This window comes from Sneathiella sp., from assembly GCF_041689005.1.
In the GTDB taxonomy this organism is placed as follows: domain Bacteria; phylum Pseudomonadota; class Alphaproteobacteria; order Sneathiellales; family Sneathiellaceae; genus Sneathiella.
In genome coordinates, this window is sequence record NZ_JBDNHC010000074.1 from 89229 (window position 1) to 110648 (window position 21420).

Annotated in this window: 21 protein-coding genes; 17 read left to right on the forward strand and 4 right to left on the reverse strand. The window is 52.6% G+C overall.

The genetic code is table 11. The features are described from left to right. Positions 1–108: 108 nt before the first annotated feature. Entirely contained in the window at positions 109–1314 is a 1206-nt protein-coding gene (locus ACESNI_RS09045) for an acyl-CoA dehydrogenase family protein (RefSeq protein ID WP_373086218.1), read from the forward strand. Positions 1315–1342: 28 nt separating this feature from the next. Here ACESNI_RS09045 and ACESNI_RS09050 read toward each other — a convergent pair whose 3' ends face one another. Beyond that, complete coding sequence (locus ACESNI_RS09050) at positions 1343–1771, reverse strand: DUF1499 domain-containing protein (RefSeq protein ID WP_373086219.1); 429 nt, start codon at positions 1769–1771, stop codon at positions 1343–1345. Positions 1772–1854: 83 nt separating this feature from the next. Here ACESNI_RS09050 and ACESNI_RS09055 point away from each other — a divergent pair, with 83 nt between their 5' ends. Together ACESNI_RS09055 and ACESNI_RS09060 are read left to right on the forward strand one after the other, a co-directional pair. After that, the gene (locus ACESNI_RS09055; RefSeq protein ID WP_373086220.1) at positions 1855–2541 is read left to right on the forward strand and encodes a gamma-glutamylcyclotransferase; all 687 of its coding nucleotides are present in this window, start codon (positions 1855–1857) and stop codon (positions 2539–2541) included. Positions 2542–2634: 93 nt separating this feature from the next. Continuing rightward, positions 2635–3435 (forward strand): glycosyltransferase family 25 protein, encoded by an 801-nt coding sequence (locus ACESNI_RS09060; RefSeq protein WP_373086221.1) that lies wholly within the window; start codon positions 2635–2637, stop codon positions 3433–3435. A 53-nt stretch (positions 3436–3488) separates the two neighbouring features. On the opposite strand, the gene ACESNI_RS09065 is transcribed toward ACESNI_RS09060, so the two are convergent. The 3 genes from ACESNI_RS09065 to ACESNI_RS09075 form a co-directional block, all read right to left on the reverse strand. Next, positions 3489–4859: an aspartate aminotransferase family protein gene (locus tag ACESNI_RS09065; protein ID WP_373086223.1), complete on the reverse strand. Its 1371-nt coding sequence runs from the start codon at positions 4857–4859 to the stop codon at positions 3489–3491. Between the two features lie 28 nt (positions 4860–4887). Next, positions 4888–6381, reverse strand: a complete 1494-nt coding sequence (locus tag ACESNI_RS09070) for an NAD-dependent succinate-semialdehyde dehydrogenase (RefSeq protein WP_373086224.1) — start codon at positions 6379–6381, stop codon at positions 4888–4890. A gap of 124 nt (positions 6382–6505) precedes the next feature. After that, on the reverse strand, positions 6506–6991 hold the full coding sequence (locus ACESNI_RS09075) for an Lrp/AsnC family transcriptional regulator (protein WP_373086225.1): 486 nt from the start codon (positions 6989–6991) through the stop codon (positions 6506–6508). Between the two features lie 156 nt (positions 6992–7147). Between ACESNI_RS09075 and ACESNI_RS09080 the strand changes: the two genes are divergently transcribed. The 14 genes from ACESNI_RS09080 to ACESNI_RS09145 all read left to right on the forward strand — a co-directional run bounded on the left by ACESNI_RS09080 (position 7148) and on the right by ACESNI_RS09145 (position 21395). Further along, positions 7148–8473 (forward strand): PLP-dependent aminotransferase family protein, encoded by a 1326-nt coding sequence (locus ACESNI_RS09080; RefSeq protein WP_373086226.1) that lies wholly within the window; start codon positions 7148–7150, stop codon positions 8471–8473. 93 nt (positions 8474–8566) lie between these two features. Next, positions 8567–9358 (forward strand): ectoine/hydroxyectoine ABC transporter ATP-binding protein EhuA, encoded by a 792-nt coding sequence (gene ehuA, locus ACESNI_RS09085; RefSeq protein ID WP_373086227.1) that lies wholly within the window; start codon positions 8567–8569, stop codon positions 9356–9358. Positions 9359–9415: 57 nt separating this feature from the next. Then, a complete protein-coding gene (gene ehuB / locus ACESNI_RS09090; protein WP_373086228.1) occupies positions 9416–10291 on the forward strand; it encodes an ectoine/hydroxyectoine ABC transporter substrate-binding protein EhuB in 876 nt (291 codons plus the stop codon). Between the two features lie 66 nt (positions 10292–10357). Next, a complete protein-coding gene (gene ehuC / locus ACESNI_RS09095; RefSeq protein ID WP_373086229.1) occupies positions 10358–11017 on the forward strand; it encodes an ectoine/hydroxyectoine ABC transporter permease subunit EhuC in 660 nt (219 codons plus the stop codon). A gap of 10 nt (positions 11018–11027) precedes the next feature. Continuing rightward, a complete protein-coding gene (gene ehuD / locus ACESNI_RS09100; RefSeq protein WP_373086230.1) occupies positions 11028–11684 on the forward strand; it encodes an ectoine/hydroxyectoine ABC transporter permease subunit EhuD in 657 nt (218 codons plus the stop codon). 89 nt (positions 11685–11773) lie between these two features. After that, positions 11774–12790: a hydroxyectoine utilization dehydratase EutB gene (eutB, locus tag ACESNI_RS09105; protein WP_373086232.1), complete on the forward strand. Its 1017-nt coding sequence runs from the start codon at positions 11774–11776 to the stop codon at positions 12788–12790. Then, entirely contained in the window at positions 12783–13775 is a 993-nt protein-coding gene (gene eutC, locus ACESNI_RS09110) for an ectoine utilization protein EutC (protein ID WP_373086233.1), read from the forward strand. Before eutB ends, eutC begins: the two co-directional genes overlap by 8 nt. 15 nt (positions 13776–13790) lie before the next feature. Further along, entirely contained in the window at positions 13791–14972 is a 1182-nt protein-coding gene (gene doeA, locus ACESNI_RS09115; protein WP_373086234.1) for an ectoine hydrolase DoeA, read from the forward strand. Between the two features lie 4 nt (positions 14973–14976). After that, positions 14977–15966, forward strand: a complete 990-nt coding sequence (gene doeB / locus ACESNI_RS09120; protein WP_373086235.1) for a N(2)-acetyl-L-2,4-diaminobutanoate deacetylase DoeB — start codon at positions 14977–14979, stop codon at positions 15964–15966. Between the two features lie 206 nt (positions 15967–16172). After that, positions 16173–17777 carry an ABC transporter substrate-binding protein gene (locus ACESNI_RS09125; RefSeq protein ID WP_373086236.1) on the forward strand — a complete coding sequence of 535 codons (1605 nt, stop codon included), beginning with the start codon at positions 16173–16175 and terminating at the stop codon, positions 17775–17777. A gap of 12 nt (positions 17778–17789) precedes the next feature. Beyond that, positions 17790–18848: an ABC transporter permease gene (locus ACESNI_RS09130; RefSeq protein WP_373086237.1), complete on the forward strand. Its 1059-nt coding sequence runs from the start codon at positions 17790–17792 to the stop codon at positions 18846–18848. After that, positions 18845–19780 carry a nickel transporter permease gene (gene nikC / locus ACESNI_RS09135; protein WP_373086238.1) on the forward strand — a complete coding sequence of 312 codons (936 nt, stop codon included), beginning with the start codon at positions 18845–18847 and terminating at the stop codon, positions 19778–19780. Before ACESNI_RS09130 ends, nikC begins: the two co-directional genes overlap by 4 nt. Continuing rightward, complete coding sequence (locus ACESNI_RS09140) at positions 19777–20631, forward strand: ABC transporter ATP-binding protein (RefSeq protein ID WP_373086239.1); 855 nt, start codon at positions 19777–19779, stop codon at positions 20629–20631. Before nikC ends, ACESNI_RS09140 begins: the two co-directional genes overlap by 4 nt. Further along, complete coding sequence (locus ACESNI_RS09145; RefSeq protein ID WP_373086240.1) at positions 20628–21395, forward strand: ABC transporter ATP-binding protein; 768 nt, start codon at positions 20628–20630, stop codon at positions 21393–21395. Before ACESNI_RS09140 ends, ACESNI_RS09145 begins: the two co-directional genes overlap by 4 nt. Positions 21396–21420 lie beyond the last annotated feature (25 nt).

Consider the following 21420-nt stretch of genomic DNA (forward strand, 5'->3'; position numbering starts at 1 on the left):
TCTTTTTCTAAAACGGTCTTGCGTATCGCCCCATATATGATGTTACTATTTACACAGATATGGCACCAATAAACAGGGGCCAGCATAAAAAATAAAAAGAGGGAGCCAATGGACCTTTCATTCACCACGCAGGATAAGGCCTTCCGTGACGAAGTAAGGCAGTTCCTTGGCGAAAATTTCGACGATGATCTGAAATCAAAAATGGCGGAAAGCCGCAATAATTATTTACCGAAAGAGGATCATGTGCGCTGGCAAAAGGCGCTCGCAAAAAAAGGCTGGCTGACGCCTGACTGGCCCGTTGAATATGGAGGCCCCGGCTGGACAACAACGCAGAAATATATTTTCCAGACTGAGATGGCCGATGCGAATGCTCCGGGAATCATTCCGTTCGGCCCAAGCATGTGTGCGCCGGTTATTATGAAATTCGGCAACGAGGCACAAAAAAAGCGATTCCTGCCCGACATGTACGAAAGCAATGTCTGGTGGTGCCAGGGATATTCCGAACCGGGATCCGGGTCCGACCTTGCGAGCCTGCAAATGAAGGCCGAAGACAAGGGCGATCATTTCCTGTGTAACGGATCGAAGATATGGACAACCCTTGCACAATATGCCGACTGGATTTTTTGCCTTGTTCGCACCTCGACCGAAGGCAAGCGGCAGGAAGGAATTTCATTCCTGCTGATTGACATGAAATCCGAAGGTGTGAGTGTCGACCCAATCCAGACCGTCGATTTACCGGTCAAGGGCGAACAGGAAGTAAACCAGGTCTTTTTCAACGACGTCAAGGTTCCCAAGGAAAATCTGATTGGGGAAGTTAACAAAGGCTGGACCTATGCCAAATATCTTCTCGAATTTGAACGCGGCAACGCCTATGCCGGACGCCTGAAACGGGGTGTCGAAAAAGTCCGTCATATCGCCAGAAAAGAAATGGAGGGACAGGAACCGGTCATAAACAACACTGCCTTCAATGCTAAACTCGCACGTCTGGAAGTTGCCATTCAGGCACTGGAAATGACGGAACTCCGCATTTTAAGTAAACTCAGCGCCGGTCAGAATATGGGACCCGAATCCTCCCTGATGAAATGCCGGGGCACCGATCTCTATCAAGAGGTTGTGGATATGGCGCTTGAGGCGGTCGGTAGTTACGCAATGCCCTTTACCCCGCTATATGCGGGTCAAAATGAAGAACCGGTGGGGGCACAATATGCCAGCGGCGTGGCCCCCCGTTACTTCAATGCCCGGAAAGTTTCCATTTACGGGGGATCGAATGAAATTCAGCGTAACATCATGGCTAAGCTTATACTTGGTCTTTAGGGCTGCTTTCCGAGACTATAAACGCCCGCTAAAGTGACAGTTTCAGCTTATGCATCCAATCTTTGATGCGTTTTTCATTTACGCCGAAATCACGTCTACCGTAATGGGCGCGGCTATAGATCGCCAGCGTAGATGTTTCAGGCCCCAGCTCGATAAACCGGATTGTGATGGTATCCGGAAAGCCGAAAAATGCTGAATATTGAACGAAATCAATCTGCGTTTCGTTGGAAATTTTAATAGTGCGAAATTTTTCTGTTCTCGGCTCAGCGTCAACAATCGTTTCGAATTTCGCCTCCAGGTCACGAGCGGCCATGTCAAAGACAGGACTAATCTCATTTGGCGGGAAAGGGCAATAACCGGCAGGCGACATAAGGTAGCCATTCGGTCTGCGAGGCTTTTTCAGTGCGGAGAAATCAATCTCCGGTCGCTGGACATTCTTTAAAATATTCTTCAACATTAGATATGCCACCGGAAAATTGTAAATTGAGTTAGTTAATGTACATCTTATCAATGAATTGAAAAATTAGGTAATCAATTAATATGCTTGTACGCGAAGAATTCAGCCGTGAAAGAGTTGATGAATTAATCCGCGAAGCCCGCCGTCACGGCCCCTTTCACGCCCTGACACATGAAGAGAGGGAAGCAACTCGCCGTGAGTTTTTGGCTAAATTGCCTGAGAGACAAGGTCTCTGGGTTTTCGGATACGGGTCGCTTCTCTGGAACCCGGCCTTTCACTTCACTCATTGGCAGAACGCAAAACTTTTCGGTTTTCGGCGCAAATTCTGTCTTCAGGCCTCGATTGGTCGCGGCAGTCCGGAGAAACCCGGCCTGATGCTGGCACTGGATCGCGGTGGCTCCTGTAACGGCCGCGCCTTCTTTATCGCACCGGACAAGGTAGAAAGTGAAACTGAGATTTTATGGATGCGCGAAATGATCTCCGGATCTTACGATGCGCGATTAGCCCGCATCCGCCTGCCAAACGAAACCGTTGCCGGTCTTGCCTTCACGATGAACCGGTCCCACCCACGATATGTTGCTGACATGGATCTTGAAACGACGGCAAAATTTCTAGCCTCAGGTGAAGGTCGTATGGGGACATGCCGGGACTATCTCTACAACACCATTGCCCATCTTGAGGAAATGCACATGAAGGACCGTTATCTTCATGACCTGCAATTGAAAATTCAGGAATTGGATGATCGGCGGGCCCCGAATTCGTCTAAATAGTATGATGAAATCCGATAAACTTATTTATCAGCTTGCTCAAGCTGGCTGCATTACATACAAATTCCACCATTCAGAACCCTAAAGGTGAGTGGATTGCCAGATACCCCCGTTCAGGATTTACCCCCTGTTTTTGTCATTAACAGACCCAAAGACCGCCATCGCCGCCAGGACATGACGGATCGTCTCGCTAAAGTCGGAATAACCCCGATTTTTTTTGAGGCCATTGACGGATACAAGCTGGATATAGCTGATCTGTCCGCCTACGACCAAGAAAAGCGCCGCCGCTATTTTGGCAAGGATTTACGCGCGGGCGAGATCGGATGTCTGCTTTCCCACCGGGCCATATACGAGACAATGGTCCGCGAAGGTATTGAATGCGCGCTTGTCCTGGAGGATGATGTTTTTTTGGCGGATGATTTTAAAATCGTCCTGGAAGATATTCAGGCCTCTGCGCTACAGTGGGATGTCTTGCGTTTTGTCGGTCATGGCAAGGTATTTGACAACGGATATAGGCGGCTCGCCAGATTGCAGGGCACCTATTCCATCACACGGGTCCCGACGTCCCCGAGCGGCGCCTATGCCTATATGCTCACCCTGAAGGCCGCTAAACGGTTGTTGCAGTTCATGCAAAAAAACTGGCTTCCCGTCGATATCGTCCATAGTCGCTCATGGGAAACCGGTCTCGAAACACTCCTTGTCCACCCTTCACCCGTCACGCCGGATCTGGTCGGCCCCTCGACAATTGGCGATGCCCGTTTCGACAAGGCGTCCGAAATCACGGGGTTCACAAAACTAATTCATCCGCTTTATCGCTTCTGGTACAAGCTGAGCAATGGTGCTGGAAAACGAATTATCTATATCGTCACTCTGCTGAAAGACAAAAAACAAGAGTAAAGTGAATGGCAGGACAGCGTTATCAAATCCGGCCATTCACTGATTATCTTAGGCTATGCACATACTTCAGCCACAGCTTCCTTAGTCGCGGTTGCAACAATATCTGCTTCATCGGTGGTCAGGCATAACGGGGGTGCGAAGCCCAGAATATCGCCTTGCGGCATGGCGCGGGCAATAACGCCGCGTTTCAGAAGGGCGGCGGCAACTTTCGCCCCCATCGTCAGGGCCGGATCATAAAAGACCCCCGCGTCGCGATCCTTGACAAGTTCCACGGCCAGCATCAAGCCTTCACCACGGACATCACCGACGTTTTTGTGACTACCTACGGCTTCCGTCATTACCTTTTTGAAATGGGCGCCCACTGTTTTGGCGTTTTCAACGATCCCGAGACTATCAATAAGGTTCAAGTTGGCAACACCCGCAGCGGCGCATATGGGATGCGCGGAATAGGTCCAGCCATGACCGATTGCTCCGTATTCGTCAGTTCCCTGCTCCAGCACTTTCCATACCTTTTTAGAAACGATGGAAGCGGAAAGCGGTGCATAGGCCGAGGTCAATCCTTTGGCCGAGGTGATGATATCCGCTTCGATGCCGTAATGATCCGACCCGAACATGGACCCGAGCCGGCCAAAGCCTGTTACAACCTCATCGGCAATCAATAAAATATCGTACTTTTTCAAGACGGTTTGGATCGCCGCCCAATATCCAGCTGGTGGCGGGACGAGTCCGCCCGTGCCGAGTACCGGCTCGCCGATAAATGCGGCAATGGTGTCCGGCCCTTCAGCAAGGATCATCTCTTCAAGTTTCTCGGCGCAATGAGCGGAAAAGTCTTCCTCGCTCATGGACCGGTCTTCACGGCGGAAATAATAAGGAGCCTCCGTGTGAATAACCTGGTCGAAAGGCAAGTCGAATTTCTTGTGGAATAACTCCAGACCGGTAAGTGAGCCTGTCATCAGACCCGAGCCATGATAGCCCCGCCACCGGGAAATGATTTTCTTCTTCTTCGGGCGACCGAGGACATTATTGTAATACCAGACAAGCTTGATATTCGTCTCGTTGGCATCGGAGCCGGACAGGCCGAAATAAACCTTGCTCATATTCTCAGGCGCCCGGTCAATGATCATTTTGGCAAGCGTGATGGAGGCCTCTGTTCCGTGCCCGACATAGGAATGATAATAGGCAAGCTCTTTCGCCTGCTCCGCGATGGCGTCCGCTATCTCCGTGCGCCCGTACCCGACATTTACGCAGTAAAGACCGGCGAAGGAATCAAGAAGCTTATTCCCGTCCCGGTCAGTAATGTAAACGCCGCTCCCTCCTGTTATGATCCGACTTGACAGGTCACCCCGGGCGAATTGCGCCAGATGTGTCGAAGGATGGAAGAAATTTTCGCGGTCCCATTTGCTGAGTTGGTCGTTCGTTAACATTTACATCTCCTGAAATTAAGCGATCAGCTTATGACCAATCGCGACACACATATTTAACATCCGAAAAGGCCTCAATCCCATGACGTGATCCCTCACGCCCAAGGCCTGATTGCTTCATGCCGCCGAACGGGATTGGGGCACCTGTTACTTTTGTCCGATTGACGCCCACCATGCCAAAACGAAGTGCCCGACTCATTCGATAGATACGCGAGGGCTCACGCGTATGAAGATAGGCCATCAGGCCATATTCCGTTTCATTCGCCCGGGCGACAACCTCATCTTCCGTATCAAAGGAAGCAATAGCCATAACCGGGCCGAAGGTCTCCTCATGCATTATCTTTGCCTCGAAAGGCACATCCATGAGGACCGTCGGCGCAAAAAAGAGCGGACCCAGGTCTTCGCGGATTATGCCGCCGCAAAGGAGTTTCCCGCCCCGTTCCAGCGCATCGGCAACATGCTCCTGCTGTTTACTGACGGCACCGTCATTCATGAGCGGCCCGATATCGGGATCGCCGATGCCGGGTCCAATCGAAAGTGACTGAACCTTCTCCTTCACTTTTCTGCAGAACTCGTCATAAACCGGACGCTCAACGAAAAAGCGGTTGGCCGCAAGGCAATCCTGACCGGATGTCGCGAATTTCGCCTTTATCGCCTCGTCAACCGCTTTGTCAGTTTTTGCGTCCGAGAACAGGATGAACGGCGCATGACCGCCAAGCTCCAGGCTCAGGCGCTTGATCGTCGGCGCACATTGCGAATAGAGCAGTCGGCCGATTTCGGTCGACCCAGTAAAGGAGAGCGCCCGCACGCGAGCATCCTCTGTCCATGCCCCGACGATCTCAGCGGCATTGCCAGTGACAATATTGAACACGCCGGCCGGTAATCCGGCGCGGTCCGCCAGAACGGCCAAGGCAAGCGCCGTTAGCGGCGTTTCCATCGACGGATGCGCAACCACCGTGCATCCGATAGCCAATGCCGCGGCAGCCTTCCGGGTGAGCATTGCAAGCGGGAAGTTCCATGGTGTAATCAAGGCGGCAACGCCTACAGGCTCCAGCCAGAGCTCCACTTCGGCTTCTGGCAGGTGAGAGGTTACACTTATGATATCGGGCCGTTTTGCCTCTTCGGCAAAAAACTCAATAAAGGAGGCTCCATAGTCGATTTCACCGCGCGATTCCGAGAGGGGTTTCCCCTGTTCCAGCGTCATCAGTAGCGCCAGATCTTCCTTGTTTTCCATAACGAGTGTAAACCACCGATATAATATGGACGCCCGTTGCTGCGGCAATAGCGCCGACCATTCGGTAAAGGCAGCATCCGCCGCGGTGACTGCATATTGCGCTTCGGCGGCGGAAAGGCAGGGAACGTTGGCAATCCAGCCGCCATCGGCCGGATTTGTCACGGAAATGGTCTTTCCACTCAGCGCCGAACGCCATTCCCCGTCAATATAGGCAAATTCCTTGAACAGACGGCCATCTGTCAGTCCTTCAAGATCTGTTATTCGCGCCGATTTGGAGTTTGCCATCATCATGGGGCTTTCCTTGCAGAAGAGAATGTCTCCTCTATACAATAGGAAATTTTGGACAGAAATTGCTTTTGATTTTATGGGTGAATTCAGAGGATTTATCGGGTTTAGCTGCTTACTACGGCAGAAATCACTTATCCTTCGAATTCGCGTATGCTCGTAGAGTCGGCGACGGCGTTTGCTTGACCGGCTTGGTTACGACATATGTATAGTACCGCTTTAGTCCGATATCGGCCTGCAACATGCTATCCACCAGTTTTTGGTATGAATTAATATCTTTGCAGGTGAATTTGAGGATATAATCAATACCGCCACCGACAGCCCAGCATTCAACAATCTCCGGAATATTTTCGAGCGATTTCTCAAAGCGTTCGAAATCCTCGGTCAAATGACTGGCGATTTCCGCCTCCATAAAAATGATGGACAACGGCCCCAACAAGGTTTGTGAAATTCGCGCGCCGTAGCCTTCTATAATTCCGGAATTTTCGAGCCGTTTCAGACGTTCCCAACAGGCCGTTGGTGATAGATTGACACGGGCGGCAAGGTCGGTTTTTGAAATCCTGCCCTCAGTCTGCAAAACCGCTAGAATCTTAAGATCCCGGTCATCAAGCCGCATCGCCCAGTTCCCTCCTGATCGGGGATTTCAAGAATTTCCGCCATCAAGAATTGTCTTGTCATTCAATTTGGTCAATCGCTATATTGACCCATGACAATTTGGATTCCAGACCGCAGTTCCCTCACACGCCCCCTTCATACCAGTCTTGTTACAACGATGAAAGAAGACATCACCACCGGTCGCCTTGCGGCTGGGGAGCGGCTGCCGCCGCATCGTGCTCTCGCTTTCCGGTTGGGCATCAGCGTTCATACCGTCAGCAAGGCTTATGACGAGTTACGGCGTCAGGGACTGATTGATGGCCATGTCGGCAAAGGGACATATGTGCTGGGTTCTGCCTTACCGTCGAGCCAGCCGTTTCTGATGGAGAGGGATGATCTGGGAATGATCGAGCTGTCCATATCCCGTCCCCTTTATGCCACCATTCATGTTGAAAAAATGCAGGCGGGTTTGGCCGGCCTTTCAGACTCTCTTCATCATTCCACATACCTCGCCTGCCGTCCGAATGTAGGATTACTGCCGCATCGGGAAGCGGGCGTGAGTTGGTTAGCAAGATGCGGTCTTGAAACGACCGCCGCATCCGTCATCATGACAAACGGGGTGAGCCATGGCATGGCGACGGCTCTCGCGTCTGTTGTCCGTCCCGGCGAAACGGTCGTGACAGAAATGGTGGCCCATCACTTGATTATTTCCCTGAGCTCCTATCTTGGAATACGGCTTCAGGGGCTGGCGCTAGATCACGAAGGAATTCTGCCTGAGGCGTTCGAGGCGGCCTGTCGGCAGCAGAAAGTTAAGGCTCTGTTCACTGTACCCACAATTGCCAACCCCATGGTCACGATAATGTCCGAGGAAAGACGCAAGCAAATTGTCGCTATCGCCCGCCGCCATGATGTCGTCATCATAGAAGATGATGCATGGGGGCCCCTTATTGAAAACCGGCCACGCCCCTTAAGTGCGATGGCGCCGGAGCGATCCATTTATCTCACATCTTTTACAAAATGCACATTACCGGGACTGCGGACAGGATATCTCGTCGCCCCCGAAAACCTAATTCCGACAATTACCGGCCGGCTCATTGTCTTCAGCTGGATGGCGACGCCGCTTATATCGGAACTGGCAAGTCGTTGGATCGCAGATGGCACGGCGGATGAACTGGTTGCCTGGCAACGCCGGGAACTTGGCGCCCGCCATGCCATTGTCACCGAAGCAATGGGCGATCTGGATTGGCAGGGTCATCCTCAATCACTTCATTTCTGGCTTCGTCTACCCGGAGACTGGGATGCAGGAAGACTGGTTGAACACGCCAAGGCACTTGGAGTTGCCGTTGCTCCCTCCCAGCCTTTTCTAGCACCGAACTCATCCCAGATACGGGGTGTTCGTGTGGCCGTCGGCGGCGCTCGCGATCCCGCCCGCTTTCGTCAGGGGCTTACGATCCTGCGGGATCTTCTGAAACGCCCGCCAGAGTCACTCCTGCAAACCCTCTAATTGTACTGCGTCAATACTTTTATTGACTAGCAATACAATTAGAGGCCAGTCTTTAGACTTAGAAATGACACTGAACTTAAGCTGGGGGAATGGATGGGTGGCAGTGAACAGCCTATCATTAAAGTTGACAAGCTTTCCAAATCGTTCGGGTCCCTCGAAGTATTAAAGGAGCTTTCCTTTGAAGTACAGCCGGGGGAGAAGCTTGCGCTGATCGGCCCAAGCGGATCGGGCAAGACGACGATACTGCGTATCCTGATGACACTTGAAACCATCAATAAAGGCCATATCCTTGTTGATGGGGAAGAGTTATGGCATATGCAGGGTAACGGCGGACTGGTTCCCGCCGATGAGAAACACCTTCACCATATGCGTGAAAAGATTGGAATGGTGTTTCAGCTTTTTAATTTATTTCCGCATATGACTGTGCTGCGAAACGTGACGGCGGCAGCCATACTAACTCAGGGGGTACCGAAAGCCGAGGCCGAGAAACGCGGTATGGCGCTCCTGGAGATGGTCGGGTTGGCCGACAAGGCAGATGCCAAGCCAGCGCAACTCTCGGGTGGGCAGAAACAACGGGTCGCCATTGCCCGCGCCCTGGCGCTTGAACCTAAAATCATGCTGTTTGATGAAGTGACGTCGGCGCTAGACCCGGAACTGGTGGAAGAAGTCCTGAATGTCATGCGCCGGTTGGCCAAGGAAACCGATATGACAATGCTTCTGGTCACCCATGAAATGCAATTCGCCCGGGATTTTGCGGACAGGGTCCTGTTCTTTGACGGCGGACGCATTGTTGAGCAAGGACCGCCGAAGGAAATATTCAGTAACCCGCAGGAAGTCCGAACACGGGAATTCCTGAAAAAAGTACTTTCCGCCGGCCAGCTTTAAACCAAACAGTCGTGAAATTATCGAAGTAACTTTCAATTCAACTAGGGAGTATTCAGAATGACGATCATACCCAATATACGACGAGCAATTCTAAAAGGCGCGGCATTCTCGCTGATCGCCGGAACGCTCGCCAGCGGCCTGGTAATTCACACCGTTCAGGCTGAAGACAGGCTTGCGGAATTAAAGGAACAGGGATTTGCGAGAATCTCCATCGCCAACGAGCCCCCTTGGACACAAGTGAATGCCGACGGAACCGTTAGCGGAGCCGCGCCGGAAGTGGCCCGGGCCGTTATGAAGAAACTTGGCGTCGACGAAGTGTTGGCAACTGTATCTGAATATGGCGCTATGATACCGGGATTACAGGCAGGGCGCTTCGATATGGTCACCGCAGGCCTGTTTATCAAACCGGAGCGTTGCGCCGCCGTCATCTTCTCCCAGCCGGACCTATGCGATGGAGAGTCTTTTGCCGTTAAAAAAGGTAACCCTCTCAGCATTACAACCTATGAGGAATTGGGAGCTCACAAATCTGTAAAGGTCGGCGCTCCTGGCGGCGGAACCGAGGAACGGCTCGCTCTGGAAGCAGGTGTATCGCGCGATCGGGTTATTGTCGTTCCTGATGCACAGTCCGGGATTAAAATGCTTCAGGATGGGCGGATTGATGTCTATGCATTGCCGTTTTTGTCAAATTCGGACTTGCTGAAGAAGGCGGATGATCCCAATCTCGAAATTGTCGCACCGATTGAAGGAACGCCGATTTACTGTGCGGGCGCCGCATTTAACAAGAAGAACGTAGCCTTGCGAGATGCCTACGACGAGGTTCTGGCCGATATGAAGAAAAGCGGAGAATTCGCCAAGATTGTCGAGCCATTTGGCTTCAATGCCAAACTGGCAAGCCTGCAGACCCGCGAAAATTTATGTGAGGGCAAGCAATAAAAACAAATCCTTGGGGCGCTATTATCGTGGCGCCCCTAAAGGCAGGCTTTGGGGAGGATAAACTTTATGGCAGACTGGATGGGGTACCTTCTGCTTATCTTGAACGGTGCCGTCACAACCATTGAATTGACGATCCTGGGCTGCGGGCTTGCATTGTTCATGGCGTTTGTCGCCGGACTGGGGCGGTTGTCGCGATTTTTTGCGTTCAGGGCTCTCGCCACGACATATATTGAGTTTTTTCGCGGCACATCGATCTTTGTGCAATTGTTCTGGGCGTTCTTTGTCTTGCCGTTGATCGGCATACCCCTAAGTCCCTTTTTTGCAGGTGTTCTTGCGCTAGGGCTCAATATCGGAGCTTATGGGGCCGAAGTGGTGCGTGGCGCAATTTTATCGGTGCCCCGTGATCAACATGAAGCCGGTGTCGCCCTCAATTTCAGCCGTTGGCAACGGATGCGCTATATCACAATGCCCCAGGCAATCGTCCTGATGCTGCCAACTTTCGGAAATAACGCCATTGAACTGCTGAAGGGCACGGCTGTGGTGTCGCTGATATCGATTTCCGACATGACATTTCAGGCGCAAGTCGTCCGCTCACAAACCGGCAGCACAACGATGCCGTTCCTGACAATTCTCGTTCTTTATTTTATTATTTCCCTTGTGATCTCAAGCAGCGTTCGCAGATTGGAACGCAGGCTTTCACAGGGACTTGATGTCACCAAGGCATAAGGATCATATTATGGAATGGGATTGGGAGTTCACGTACAAGATAATGCCGCAGTTGTTAGACGGCGTCATCGTTACCATTCAGGCTGCAATTTTAGGAAGTATTGTGGCCATGGTCCTCGGACTTGTCTGGGCCGTACTTCGCCGGAGCCGGAATCGAATTATCAGCAGGGCCACCAATTACTTTGTCGAATTCATACGCGGCACGCCGTTATTGGTTCAACTGTATTTTCTGTTTTATGTTCTCCCCAATGCCGGGATTTTATTGCCCCCGCTGGTTGCTGGAGTGATTGGCCTTGGCCTTCATTACAGCGCCTATACCGCCGAAGTTTATCGATCCGGAATTGATAACATTTCGGCCGGTCAATGGGAGGCGGCTAAAGCCTGCAACTTGAGTCCGCGGCAAACCTGGATACATATCATTGTGCCACAAGCTGTCCCGCCAATTATTCCAGTCCTCGCCAATTATTTTGTGGCAATCTTCAAGGAAACGCCCTTGCTGTCTGCCATCACGGTACTTGAACTCATGAACCAGGCCCGCAGTGTGGCCAATTACTCTTACAGATATTTGGAACCCATGACGATGGTCGGTGTCTTCTTTCTTGTCATCTCGGTTCCGTCAGTGATTTTGCTTCGCCGTCTTGAACGGCGCTATTCCCAGCGCGGCTGATTTGAGAGAAGGTGCCATGCTAAATGCTACGTTAGATATGGAACTCCCGGAAATGGAACTTATCATATAATCTTTCTGAAAGTTATTTTATGGCCTCCATACATCTTCAGGATATTTACCGCGCTCGCCAGAGAATAGCATCTTCCGTCCGGACCACGCCGCTTGTTTCCTCTCCTTCACTTTCCAGCCTTTGTGACGGGAATATCCACCTGAAGATGGAGCATCTGCAGATAACGGGCAGTTTCAAGATAAGGGGCGCTACCAACGCGGTTCTATCCCTTTCCGATGCGCAGCAGCGCAAGGGGATTGTCGGTGTCTCAACCGGCAATCATGGCCGGGGCCTTGCACATGCCGCGGCGAAAGCGGGCGTTCGCTGCATCATCTGTATGTCAAAACTCGTACCAGGCAATAAAGTTGAGGCGATCAAGGCCCTCGGTGCGGAGGTCTGTATCATTGGCCAGTCTCAGGATGAAGCCCAATTTGAGGTCGATCGTCTGGTTCGCGAACAGGGAATGGTCATGCTGCCACCGTTCGATCATGCTGATATTATTGCCGGTCAGGGCACTGTCGGACTTGAAATACTCGAGGACCTGCCATCGGTTGACACCGTGCTTGTGCCGCTATCCGGCGGCGGACTTATCTCCGGCGTCGCCCTCGCGCTTAAATCTGCAAATCCTGAGATACGAGTGATTGGCATATCAATGAAACGCGGGGCAGCAATGATAGAAAGCCAGGCGGCCGGCAAGCCGATCGCGGTTCGGGAAATCCCAACCCTCGCTGATTCGCTTGGCGGCGGTGTCGGCACCAACAACCAGTATACCTTCGATATGACCCGCCAATATGTTGATGAATTGATCACCGTCAGCGAGCCGGAAATTGCCAAGGCCATCGCCCATGCCTATTGGCAGGAGAAACAGGTTATTGAAGGAGCGGGAAGCGTCGGAATAGCGGCCCTTATGGCAGGAAAGATCAAAAATCCCGGCGCCTGCGTTATCGTGATAAGCGGCTGCAATATCGATATGGGACTGCATAAACGGTTAATTGACGGGGAAAATATCGACATGCTGGAGGAAGGCGATAACACGGGAATAGCCGCAAATGCCTGACATCAAAATCCTCACCGAAAGCGAGTTGCGCCGCGTTGTCTCGCTGGATGCTCCCCTCATCGATTGTATTGAGAGCGCCTTTAAGTCACTCGCAACTGCGGACGTCGCGATGCCCCCGATTATGAGTTTGCATATCCCTGAACATAATGGCGAGGTAGATGTGAAAACCGCATATGTCCCCGGCGTGCCCTCCTTCGCCATAAAGATGAGCCCCGGCTTCTTCGACAATCCAAAAATCGGTCTTCCCAGCCTGAATGGGCTGATGGTGGTTTTTTCGGCTAAAACCGGGCTGGTCGAGGCCCTTTTTCTGGACAACGGCTACCTAACTGATATCCGCACGGCCGCCGCCGGGGCCGTCGCCGCAAGATGGCTGTCGAGACAGGATTCAAAGTCCGTCGGAATTATCGGCAGTGGACTGCAGGCCCGGCTTCAGCTTAAAGCCGTTACATTGGTGCGAGACATCGAAAAGGCCGTGATCTGGGGCCGCGATAGCGACCGGGCATTGCAATGCGCTGAGGATTGCCGCGAGAGCATGGGCATTGATGTTTCCACGACCGATAATATTGATGACTTAATGTCCGGATGCGACATCATCGTTACGACAACGCCGTCACCGTCGCCCCTTGTGTTTGCTGGTCAGCTGCGACCCGGACAGCATATCACGGCAATGGGATCAGATGCGGAATATAAAAATGAGCTCGCGCCTGACGTGCTTGCCGTGGCCGACCGGTATGTCTGTGATAGCCTGGCCCAATGCCTGAAACAGGGGGAACTTCGGTCTGCAGTTGCTGCCGGGCGGTTTACAGAGGACGCTGAATTTACCGAGCTCGGGGCTGTCATTGCCGGACAGAAATCCGGGCGGCGGTCAATTCGTGATATTACCATTTGTGATCTAACCGGAACAGGCGTGCAGGATACAGCGATAGCCACACTCGCGTACCAACGTAGCAATCTTGCTGATGTAGGTTCAATTTTTTCAAGCTAATTTTTTGAGGGTGCCATGCCAGATGTAGATCTACCCTTTTCCCGTATCGAGTACGCGGCCCGCATCACAAAAGCACGGCAGGTCATGTCCGCGAAAAATATTGAGCTGTTGATCATCTCCGACCCTTCCAACATGGCATGGCTAACCGGGTATGACGGCTGGTCCTTCTACGTTCATCAATGCGTCATTCTCTCTCTTGACGGCGAGCCTTTGTGGTACGGGCGGCAGCAGGATGCCAATGGCGCCCTGCGCACGGTGTTCATGAACGAGGCGAATATTGTCTATTATCCGGACAATTACGTGCAGTCCACCGAGCGGCACCCCATGGATCTTTTGAGCACCATGCTGATCGATCGTGGTTGGGGGAACCTCACTATCGGCCTAGAGTTGGACAACTATTATTTCTCGGCTGCTGCCTATCTGTCGCTCGCAAAACATCTGCCAAATGCGAAACTGGAAGATGCAACAGCGTTGGTAAACTGGTGCCGTGCCGTCAAGTCCGAACAGGAATTGATTTATATGCGGCGGGCAGGTCGGATCGTCGAGAAAATGCATGAACGGATTGCTGAAATAATCGAACCGGGGATGCGCAAAAATGACCTGGTCGCAGAAATATTCGCAACAGGCATTCAGGGCGCGGACGGGCATGGCGGCGACTATCCGGCCATCGTTCCCCTGCTGCCCTCGGGTTCCGATGCAGCTGCGCCGCACCTAACATGGGACGATAAGCCGATGAAGGCCAACGAGGGGACCTTTTTCGAGATCGCGGGTTGCTATCGGCGGTATCATGCGCCGTTATCGCGAACAATTTTCCTCGGTAAACCGCCACAAGCTTTCCTTGACGCGGACAAAGCCGTGCAGGAAGGCATGGAAGAGGGCCTTGAAAAGGCCCGGGCGGGCAACCGCTGCGAAGATATTGCCAATGCCTTTTTCAACGTTCTCAAAAAATACGGGATTCTCAAGGATAACCGCACCGGCTATCCCATCGGGATTAGCTATCCGCCGGATTGGGGCGAACGCACCATGAGCTTGCGGCCCGGCGACAAGACGGTCCTGCAATCGGGAATGACGTTTCATTTTATGACGGGCTTATGGATGAGCGACTGGGGTATGGAGACAACCGAGAGCATTGTTATTACAGACAATGCCCCCGAATGTCTGTCTTCGGTGCCCCGGAAACTGATAGTGAAGGACTGAAGTCATGCGTAATAATCCGATAACCCCAACCGTTGATTTCGAGAAAGATGGCATACAACACGGGTTTTTAAAACTGCCCTATTCCCATGACGCTTCGGCCTGGGGATCGATGATGATACCGATTACCGTTGCCAAAAATGGCACCGGACCGACCGTTCTTCTCTCCGGCGGCAATCATGGTGATGAGTATGAAGGGCCGATTGCCCTCTTTGATCTCGCGTCAAAGATCAAGACCGAAAAAATGTCCGGTCGGGTTATCATTGTGCCGGGAATGAATTATCCCGCCTTTCGGGCCGCCCGCCGCACTTCGCCTATCGACGGGGGTAATATGAATCGTGTATTTCCGGGCCGGCCTGACGGCACCGTAACCGAGAAGATCGCGGATTTTTTTCAGCGAACCTTATTGCCCATGGCCGATTACGTCATTGATATTCATTCCGGCGGAAAGACACTGGATTTTGTTCCCTTTTGCGCGGCCCATGTACTTGATAACAAACAACAACAGGCCGATTGTGTCGCCATGATGGAAGCCTTCAACGCCCCCTATTCAGTTATGCTGCTAGAGGTTGATGCAGTTGGGATGTATGACACGTCGGCCGAAGAAATGGGCAAAATATTTATCTCGACCGAGCTCGGCGGGGGCGGCTCTGCCTGGGCGGCAACGGTCGCGATTGCAAAAAAAGGCGTCAGCAATGTTCTCAAACATGCGGGCGTTCTGCCAGGACCGCTTGAGAAATCCACAACGATCCAGCTGGATATGCCCGATGGCCAATGTTTTATTTCAAGTGTCAGTAATGGCCTGCTGGAGATCGCGACAGATCTTGGCTCCCATGTCACCAAGGGCCAGACCCTCGCTCGTGTCCATGACATCGAACGCACGGGAACCCGGCCCGTCATCTATAAAAGTCCCCTGGACGGCATTTTTACCGCCCGCCACTTTCCCGGACTGGTCGGGATGGGAGACGTGATTGCCGTTATCGCCATCCCGTTGTAAAGAGGAAAAATGGAACATTATTGGCTCAAAACCCGCATTTTCTCCTCCAGAAACTCCTCGACATCGTGAAATGAAAGTGCGACCCTTTTTAGTGCGACGAACCATACGCCTGTTTATTTACAAATGCAGATCCAATGGACTTTGCAATCTGTCGCCAACCGGTCATTACCGGTCACAATCCACGCAGACAGGGAGAGGATTACAAAATGAAACAGCTGAAAAATTTGATGGCAGGGGCAGTTTTGGGACTGGCCGCCGTGTTTACCGCGGCGCCCGCCTTCCAAGCGCTGGCGGAGACGCCACCTGACATGCTGGTCATTGCCAACCGCATCGATGATATCACCACATTGGACCCCGCAGAGTCATTCGAGTTTGCCGGCAGTGACGTCATAAGAAACGTCTATGGCAGACTGGTGAATTTCGATCCGCTCGACCTGGAAAAAGGATATGAGCCTGACCTCGCGACGAGCTGGGAGGTTTCCGAAGATGGCCGCACCATAACCTTCACCATGCGCGACGGTGTTAAATTTCATTCTGGCAATCCGGTCACGGCAGAGGATGTTGAATTTTCACTACGCCGCGTTGTTTCTCTCGCCAAGACCCCTTCTTTTATCCTGACCCAATTCGGGTTTACCCCAGACAATATCAAGGACACGATCGTTGCCGAGGGAAATACGCTCAAGATCACAACAGACAAGAAATACGCGACCTCCTTCATCCTGAACTGCCTGACCGCAACCGTTGGCGGGGTTGTCGATAAAAAACTGGTTATGGAGCATGATAAAAACAGTGATCTGGGTAATGAATGGCTGAAAACGAATTCAGCCGGTTCCGGCGCCTATAAAGTCGTCAGCTGGAAACCGAGTGAATCTGTAACCCTAGACGCCAATAACGATTTTTATCATGGTGCGCCCGCAATGAAGCGCGTGATTGTTCGCCATATACAGGAAAGTGCAACCCAGCGCCTCCTGCTGGAAAAAGGGGATATCGACATTGCCCGCAATCTTAACCCGGAAGATGTAGCCGGTATTGCAAGCGAAGACGGGATCACTATCGACAGCGAATTGCGTGGCCGCCTGATGTATGTTTCGCTCAATCAGAGCCATCCGGTCCTTTCAAAACCCAAGGTGGTCGAGGCAATCAAATACCTGATTGATTACAAGGGTATGCAGGATAGCTTCCTGAAGGGGCAATATACAATTCATCAGTCATTCCTGCCCAAAACCTACCTCGGTGCTATTGAAGACACGCCCTACTCCTTCAATGTCGAAAAAGCCAAGGCGTTGCTGAAAGAAGCCGGAGTTGAAAGCCTGGAAGTTGAGGTCGGTGTTCGCGAAGCGCAGGAACGTATAGAAATCGCCCAGTCCTTACAAAATACATTTGCGCAGGCTGGCATCAAGCTGAACATCAGTATCGGAACTGGCAAACAGACGCTGACACGCTATCGCGCCCGGGATCTTGATGTATATGTCGGTGCATGGGGACCAGATTACCCCGACCCGCAAACCAATGCCGGTACATTTGCCTATAATCCGGATAATTCAGAGGAAGCTAAGGCAACCGGCTTGCTCGCCTGGCGGAATGCCTGGAATCCGGGCGATTTAACCGCAAAGACCGAGGCGGCTGTAACCGAAGGGGACCGCGACAAGCGCAAGAAAATGTACGAAGACATTCAGCGTGAATTCCAGAAAACGTCTCCCTTTGCTATAATGTTCCAGAAGATTGAGCAAACCGGACGCAGGAGTAACGTCAAAAACCTGAATTTGGGAGGCGCCATAACAGCTGTCGCCTACTGGCCGGTCACAAAATAAGCCCAGCAAAACATGACGGCACTCGTTGAACCGGAGAAAAGGCGGCAAAAGTCACCCTATCGCTCCATAGTGATCAAGCTGCTTAAAACGATCGGAACGATCGCCGTAACCATGCTGGGACTCCTGTTCGTTACCTTTATCATCGGACGGGTCATGCCAATTGACCCGGTGATCTCCATTGTCGGAGAGCGGGCAACACAGGAAACATATATGGCCGCCTACAAGGCCATGGGTCTTGACCAGCCTATCGTCATCCAGTTCTTCTATTATATCTGGGATGTCCTGAACGGTGATTTTGGCGTCTCTTTGTTGAATGCCCGGCCCGTGGCCGAGGATATTCTCCGGGTATTTCCCGCGACCCTTGAGCTTGCCACTCTTGGCACCATTATCGGGATTGTCATCGGCGTACCGCTTGGCGTCATCGCTGCCGTTCGGCGGGGCTCGTGGATTGACCAGATCACCCGGGTGCTGACCCTTGTCGGCTATTCCATGCCGATCTTCTGGCTAGGGCTCATCGCGCTTCTCATATTTTACGGCATTCTCGGGTGGGTTGGCGGTCCGGGTCGCGTCGGCATATTTTATGTCGATGTTGTTCCATCCGTCACCGGCATGATTCTCATTGATAGCCTTATTGATGACAACTGGACCGTCTTTCGCGACGCCATGAGCCATATCATCCTTCCCGCCTCCCTTCTCGGTTATTACAGCCTTGCTTATATCAGCCGCATGACGCGTTCGTTCATGCTGGAACAGATGAGCGCGGAATATATCATTACGGCCCGGGTCAAGGGCCTGCCAGAACGAACTGTCATCTGGGGGCATGCCTTCGGCAATATCAAGGTCCAGCTGATTACAGTCATCGCCCTCAGTTACGCAGGACTGCTGGAAGGCTCGGTGCTAACCGAAATCATCTTCGCCTGGCCCGGTATCGGCTCCTATATCACGACGGCGCTTTTGTCTGCGGATATGAATGCCGTTCTTGGCGGAACGGTGGTAGTCGGTCTTGTCTTTGTCTGCCTGAATATATTTTCTGAGCTGCTTTACAAGTTTTATGATCCGAGGGCGAAATGAGCTGGATGCACAGCCCCGAGCCCAGACGTCTGAGCCGACTGCATGACTGGCTGCGGACGGAGGCGCCGACATCCCGGCGGCATGCCCGCATCGCCTCGTTATATCATGGCTGGCTGTCCTTTCGCTCAAACTCGCTGGCAATGTTCGGTCTAGCTATTCTCATCATTATGGGCCTGATCGCAATTTTCGCACCAGTGCTGGCCCCTCATGACCCCTTTATTCAAGAGCTTGGAAACCGATTACAGCCGCTCGGTGCCGAGGGGCATCTCCTTGGCACGGATTCACTTGGCCGGGATATCCTGAGCCGCCTCATCTACGGTTCCCGGATCACCCTTTACATCGTCATACTTGTGGCTCTGATCGCCCCTGTCGTCGGTCTTTTCATGGGAACAGTCGCCGGCTATGCCGGAGGGTGGACCGATACGATTTTGATGCGGATAACAGACATTTTTCTTGCCTTCCCCCGCCTCGTTCTTGCGCTCGCCTTCGTTGCCGCCCTCGGTGCCGGAATAGAGAATGCCGTGATCGCCATTTCCCTCACCGCCTGGCCACCCTACGCCCGCATTGCTCGCGCGGAAACTCTGAGCATTCGACGCTCGGATTATATCAGTGCGGTGAAGCTGCAGGGCGCGGGGCCGCTTCGTATCATCACACGCCATATCTGGCCGCTCTGTATATCCTCACTGATTGTCCGCGTGACGCTGGATATGGCCGGGATCATTCTTGCGGCGGCGGGATTAGGGTTTCTGGGCCTTGGCGCACAACCGCCCTCCCCGGAATGGGGAGCGATGATTTCCGAGGGCCGAAAATTCATTCTCGATCACTGGTGGGTTGCGACCATACCGGGACTCGCGATCTTCATGGTCAGTCTCGCCTTCAACCTGCTGGGGGATGGGCTTCGGGATGTCCTCGATCCCAAGGATGACACATGAGTTTACTCACCGTCGATAATCTCTGGGTAAAATTCCCGACCCGAAACGGAATATTTGATGCCGTCCGGGGCGTTTCCTTCTCCCTTGACCGCGAGCGGCTCGGTATTGTCGGTGAATCCGGGTCCGGTAAATCAATGACAGGGCGGGCCATTCTCAGGCTCATTCGCAAACCGGGAGAGGTAACAGCAAATCACATTATGCTGGATGGCAAGGACCTAATGCAACTGAAAGAGCGTGAGATGCGGAAGATTAGAGGCCAGCATATTTCAATGGTCATGCAGGACCCGAAATTTTCGCTGAACCCGGTGATGACCGTGGGCGCCCAGATCATGGAAGCCTATTCCCTACATGCCAAAGCAACGGCGCTTGAGACAAAACAGAAAACTCTTGAAATGCTGGAGGCCGTGTCTATCCGTGATCCGGAACGGGTATTTCGAGCCTATCCGCACGAGATGTCCGGCGGAATGGGCCAGCGCATCATGATTGCCATGATGCTCATCCCGAACCCAAAAATCTTGATTGCGGACGAACCCACATCCGCGCTAGACGTTTCGGTCCAGACTCAGGTTCTCGGCATCATTGATAAGCTCGTTCAGCAACGTGGCATGGGGCTGATTTTTATAAGCCACGACCTTAACCTTGTCTCCGCCTTCTGCGACAGGGTCCTGATTATGTATGCCGGGAGGATCGTCGAAATCTGCGACGCCGATAAATTGCATGAGGCGCAACATCCATATACGCAGGGACTACTAAAGTCATTGCCGCGCCTTGATGCGCCGGCCAGACGGCTGGAGGTATTGAAACGCGATCCCGCCTGGCGCGACGCCGAAAGCGTGAGCGGCATCAAATGACCGGCATTAATATCGACAAGCTTAACGTCTGGTTTGGGGACGGTATCGACCGGGTGGATGCCGTCCGCGAAGCCACCGTTAAAGTGTCCAAAGGGGAAAGCTTTGGACTCGTCGGCGAAAGCGGCTCCGGGAAATCAACGATCCTCCGGGCATTGACCGGCCTGGTCCCGACATGGAGCGGATCTATGGAAGCCGCAGGGGAAACCCTCGGTAAAAAGCGGTCCCGGCACTTTTATAAAAAAGTGCAAATGGTATTCCAGGACCCCTACGCGTCCCTTCATCCCCGCCATCCTGTGGATCAGGTCCTGAGCGAAACCCTCCGTCTTCATGGCTTTACGAATATCGATGCCCGGATTTCCAAACTTCTTGACGAAGTGGGTCTTGGTCAGTCCTTCCGGTTTCGGTATCCGCATCAGCTATCGGGCGGACAGCGACAGCGGGTCGCGATTGCCCGTGCATTGGCGCCGCAGCCGGAAATCCTGTTACTCGACGAGCCGACGTCTGCCCTTGATGTTTCTGTTCAGGCGGAAATCCTCAATCTTTTGACAGACCTTCAAACCGAACATGGCCTTACCTATCTCATGGTTTCCCACGATCTCGCTGTTGTCGGCCATATATGTTCGCGTATTGCCGTCATGCAACAGGGACGGATTGTCGAGATCATGAGTATTGAAGAGATGCGGGCCCTGCAGCCCAAACACCCCTACAGCAAGCATCTTCTGGAAGCCTCGCTCGGGTATAAACGTCAGCCCGTTTCTGACTAACTGTGGTCAGGAATAGCGCCGCTTA

Coding starts and splice junctions, on each gene's coding strand:
- ACESNI_RS09045 (WP_373086218.1), top strand. CDS start 109: ATGGACCTTTCATTCACCACGCAGGATAAGGCCTTCCGTGACGAAGTA.
- ACESNI_RS09050 (WP_373086219.1), bottom strand. CDS start 1,771: ATGTTGAAGAATATTTTAAAGAATGTCCAGCGACCGGAGATTGATTTC.
- ACESNI_RS09055 (WP_373086220.1), top strand. CDS start 1,855: ATGCTTGTACGCGAAGAATTCAGCCGTGAAAGAGTTGATGAATTAATC.
- ACESNI_RS09065 (WP_373086223.1), bottom strand. CDS start 4,859: ATGTTAACGAACGACCAACTCAGCAAATGGGACCGCGAAAATTTCTTC.
- ACESNI_RS09070 (WP_373086224.1), bottom strand. CDS start 6,381: ATGATGATGGCAAACTCCAAATCGGCGCGAATAACAGATCTTGAAGGA.
- ACESNI_RS09075 (WP_373086225.1), bottom strand. CDS start 6,991: ATGCGGCTTGATGACCGGGATCTTAAGATTCTAGCGGTTTTGCAGACT.
- ACESNI_RS09080 (WP_373086226.1), top strand. CDS start 7,148: ATGAAAGAAGACATCACCACCGGTCGCCTTGCGGCTGGGGAGCGGCTG.
- ehuA (WP_373086227.1), top strand. CDS start 8,567: ATGGGTGGCAGTGAACAGCCTATCATTAAAGTTGACAAGCTTTCCAAA.
- ehuB (WP_373086228.1), top strand. CDS start 9,416: ATGACGATCATACCCAATATACGACGAGCAATTCTAAAAGGCGCGGCA.
- ehuC (WP_373086229.1), top strand. CDS start 10,358: ATGGCAGACTGGATGGGGTACCTTCTGCTTATCTTGAACGGTGCCGTC.
- ehuD (WP_373086230.1), top strand. CDS start 11,028: ATGGAATGGGATTGGGAGTTCACGTACAAGATAATGCCGCAGTTGTTA.
- eutB (WP_373086232.1), top strand. CDS start 11,774: ATGGCCTCCATACATCTTCAGGATATTTACCGCGCTCGCCAGAGAATA.
- eutC (WP_373086233.1), top strand. CDS start 12,783: ATGCCTGACATCAAAATCCTCACCGAAAGCGAGTTGCGCCGCGTTGTC.
- doeA (WP_373086234.1), top strand. CDS start 13,791: ATGCCAGATGTAGATCTACCCTTTTCCCGTATCGAGTACGCGGCCCGC.
- doeB (WP_373086235.1), top strand. CDS start 14,977: ATGCGTAATAATCCGATAACCCCAACCGTTGATTTCGAGAAAGATGGC.
- ACESNI_RS09125 (WP_373086236.1), top strand. CDS start 16,173: ATGAAACAGCTGAAAAATTTGATGGCAGGGGCAGTTTTGGGACTGGCC.
- ACESNI_RS09130 (WP_373086237.1), top strand. CDS start 17,790: ATGACGGCACTCGTTGAACCGGAGAAAAGGCGGCAAAAGTCACCCTAT.
- nikC (WP_373086238.1), top strand. CDS start 18,845: ATGAGCTGGATGCACAGCCCCGAGCCCAGACGTCTGAGCCGACTGCAT.
- ACESNI_RS09140 (WP_373086239.1), top strand. CDS start 19,777: ATGAGTTTACTCACCGTCGATAATCTCTGGGTAAAATTCCCGACCCGA.
- ACESNI_RS09145 (WP_373086240.1), top strand. CDS start 20,628: ATGACCGGCATTAATATCGACAAGCTTAACGTCTGGTTTGGGGACGGT.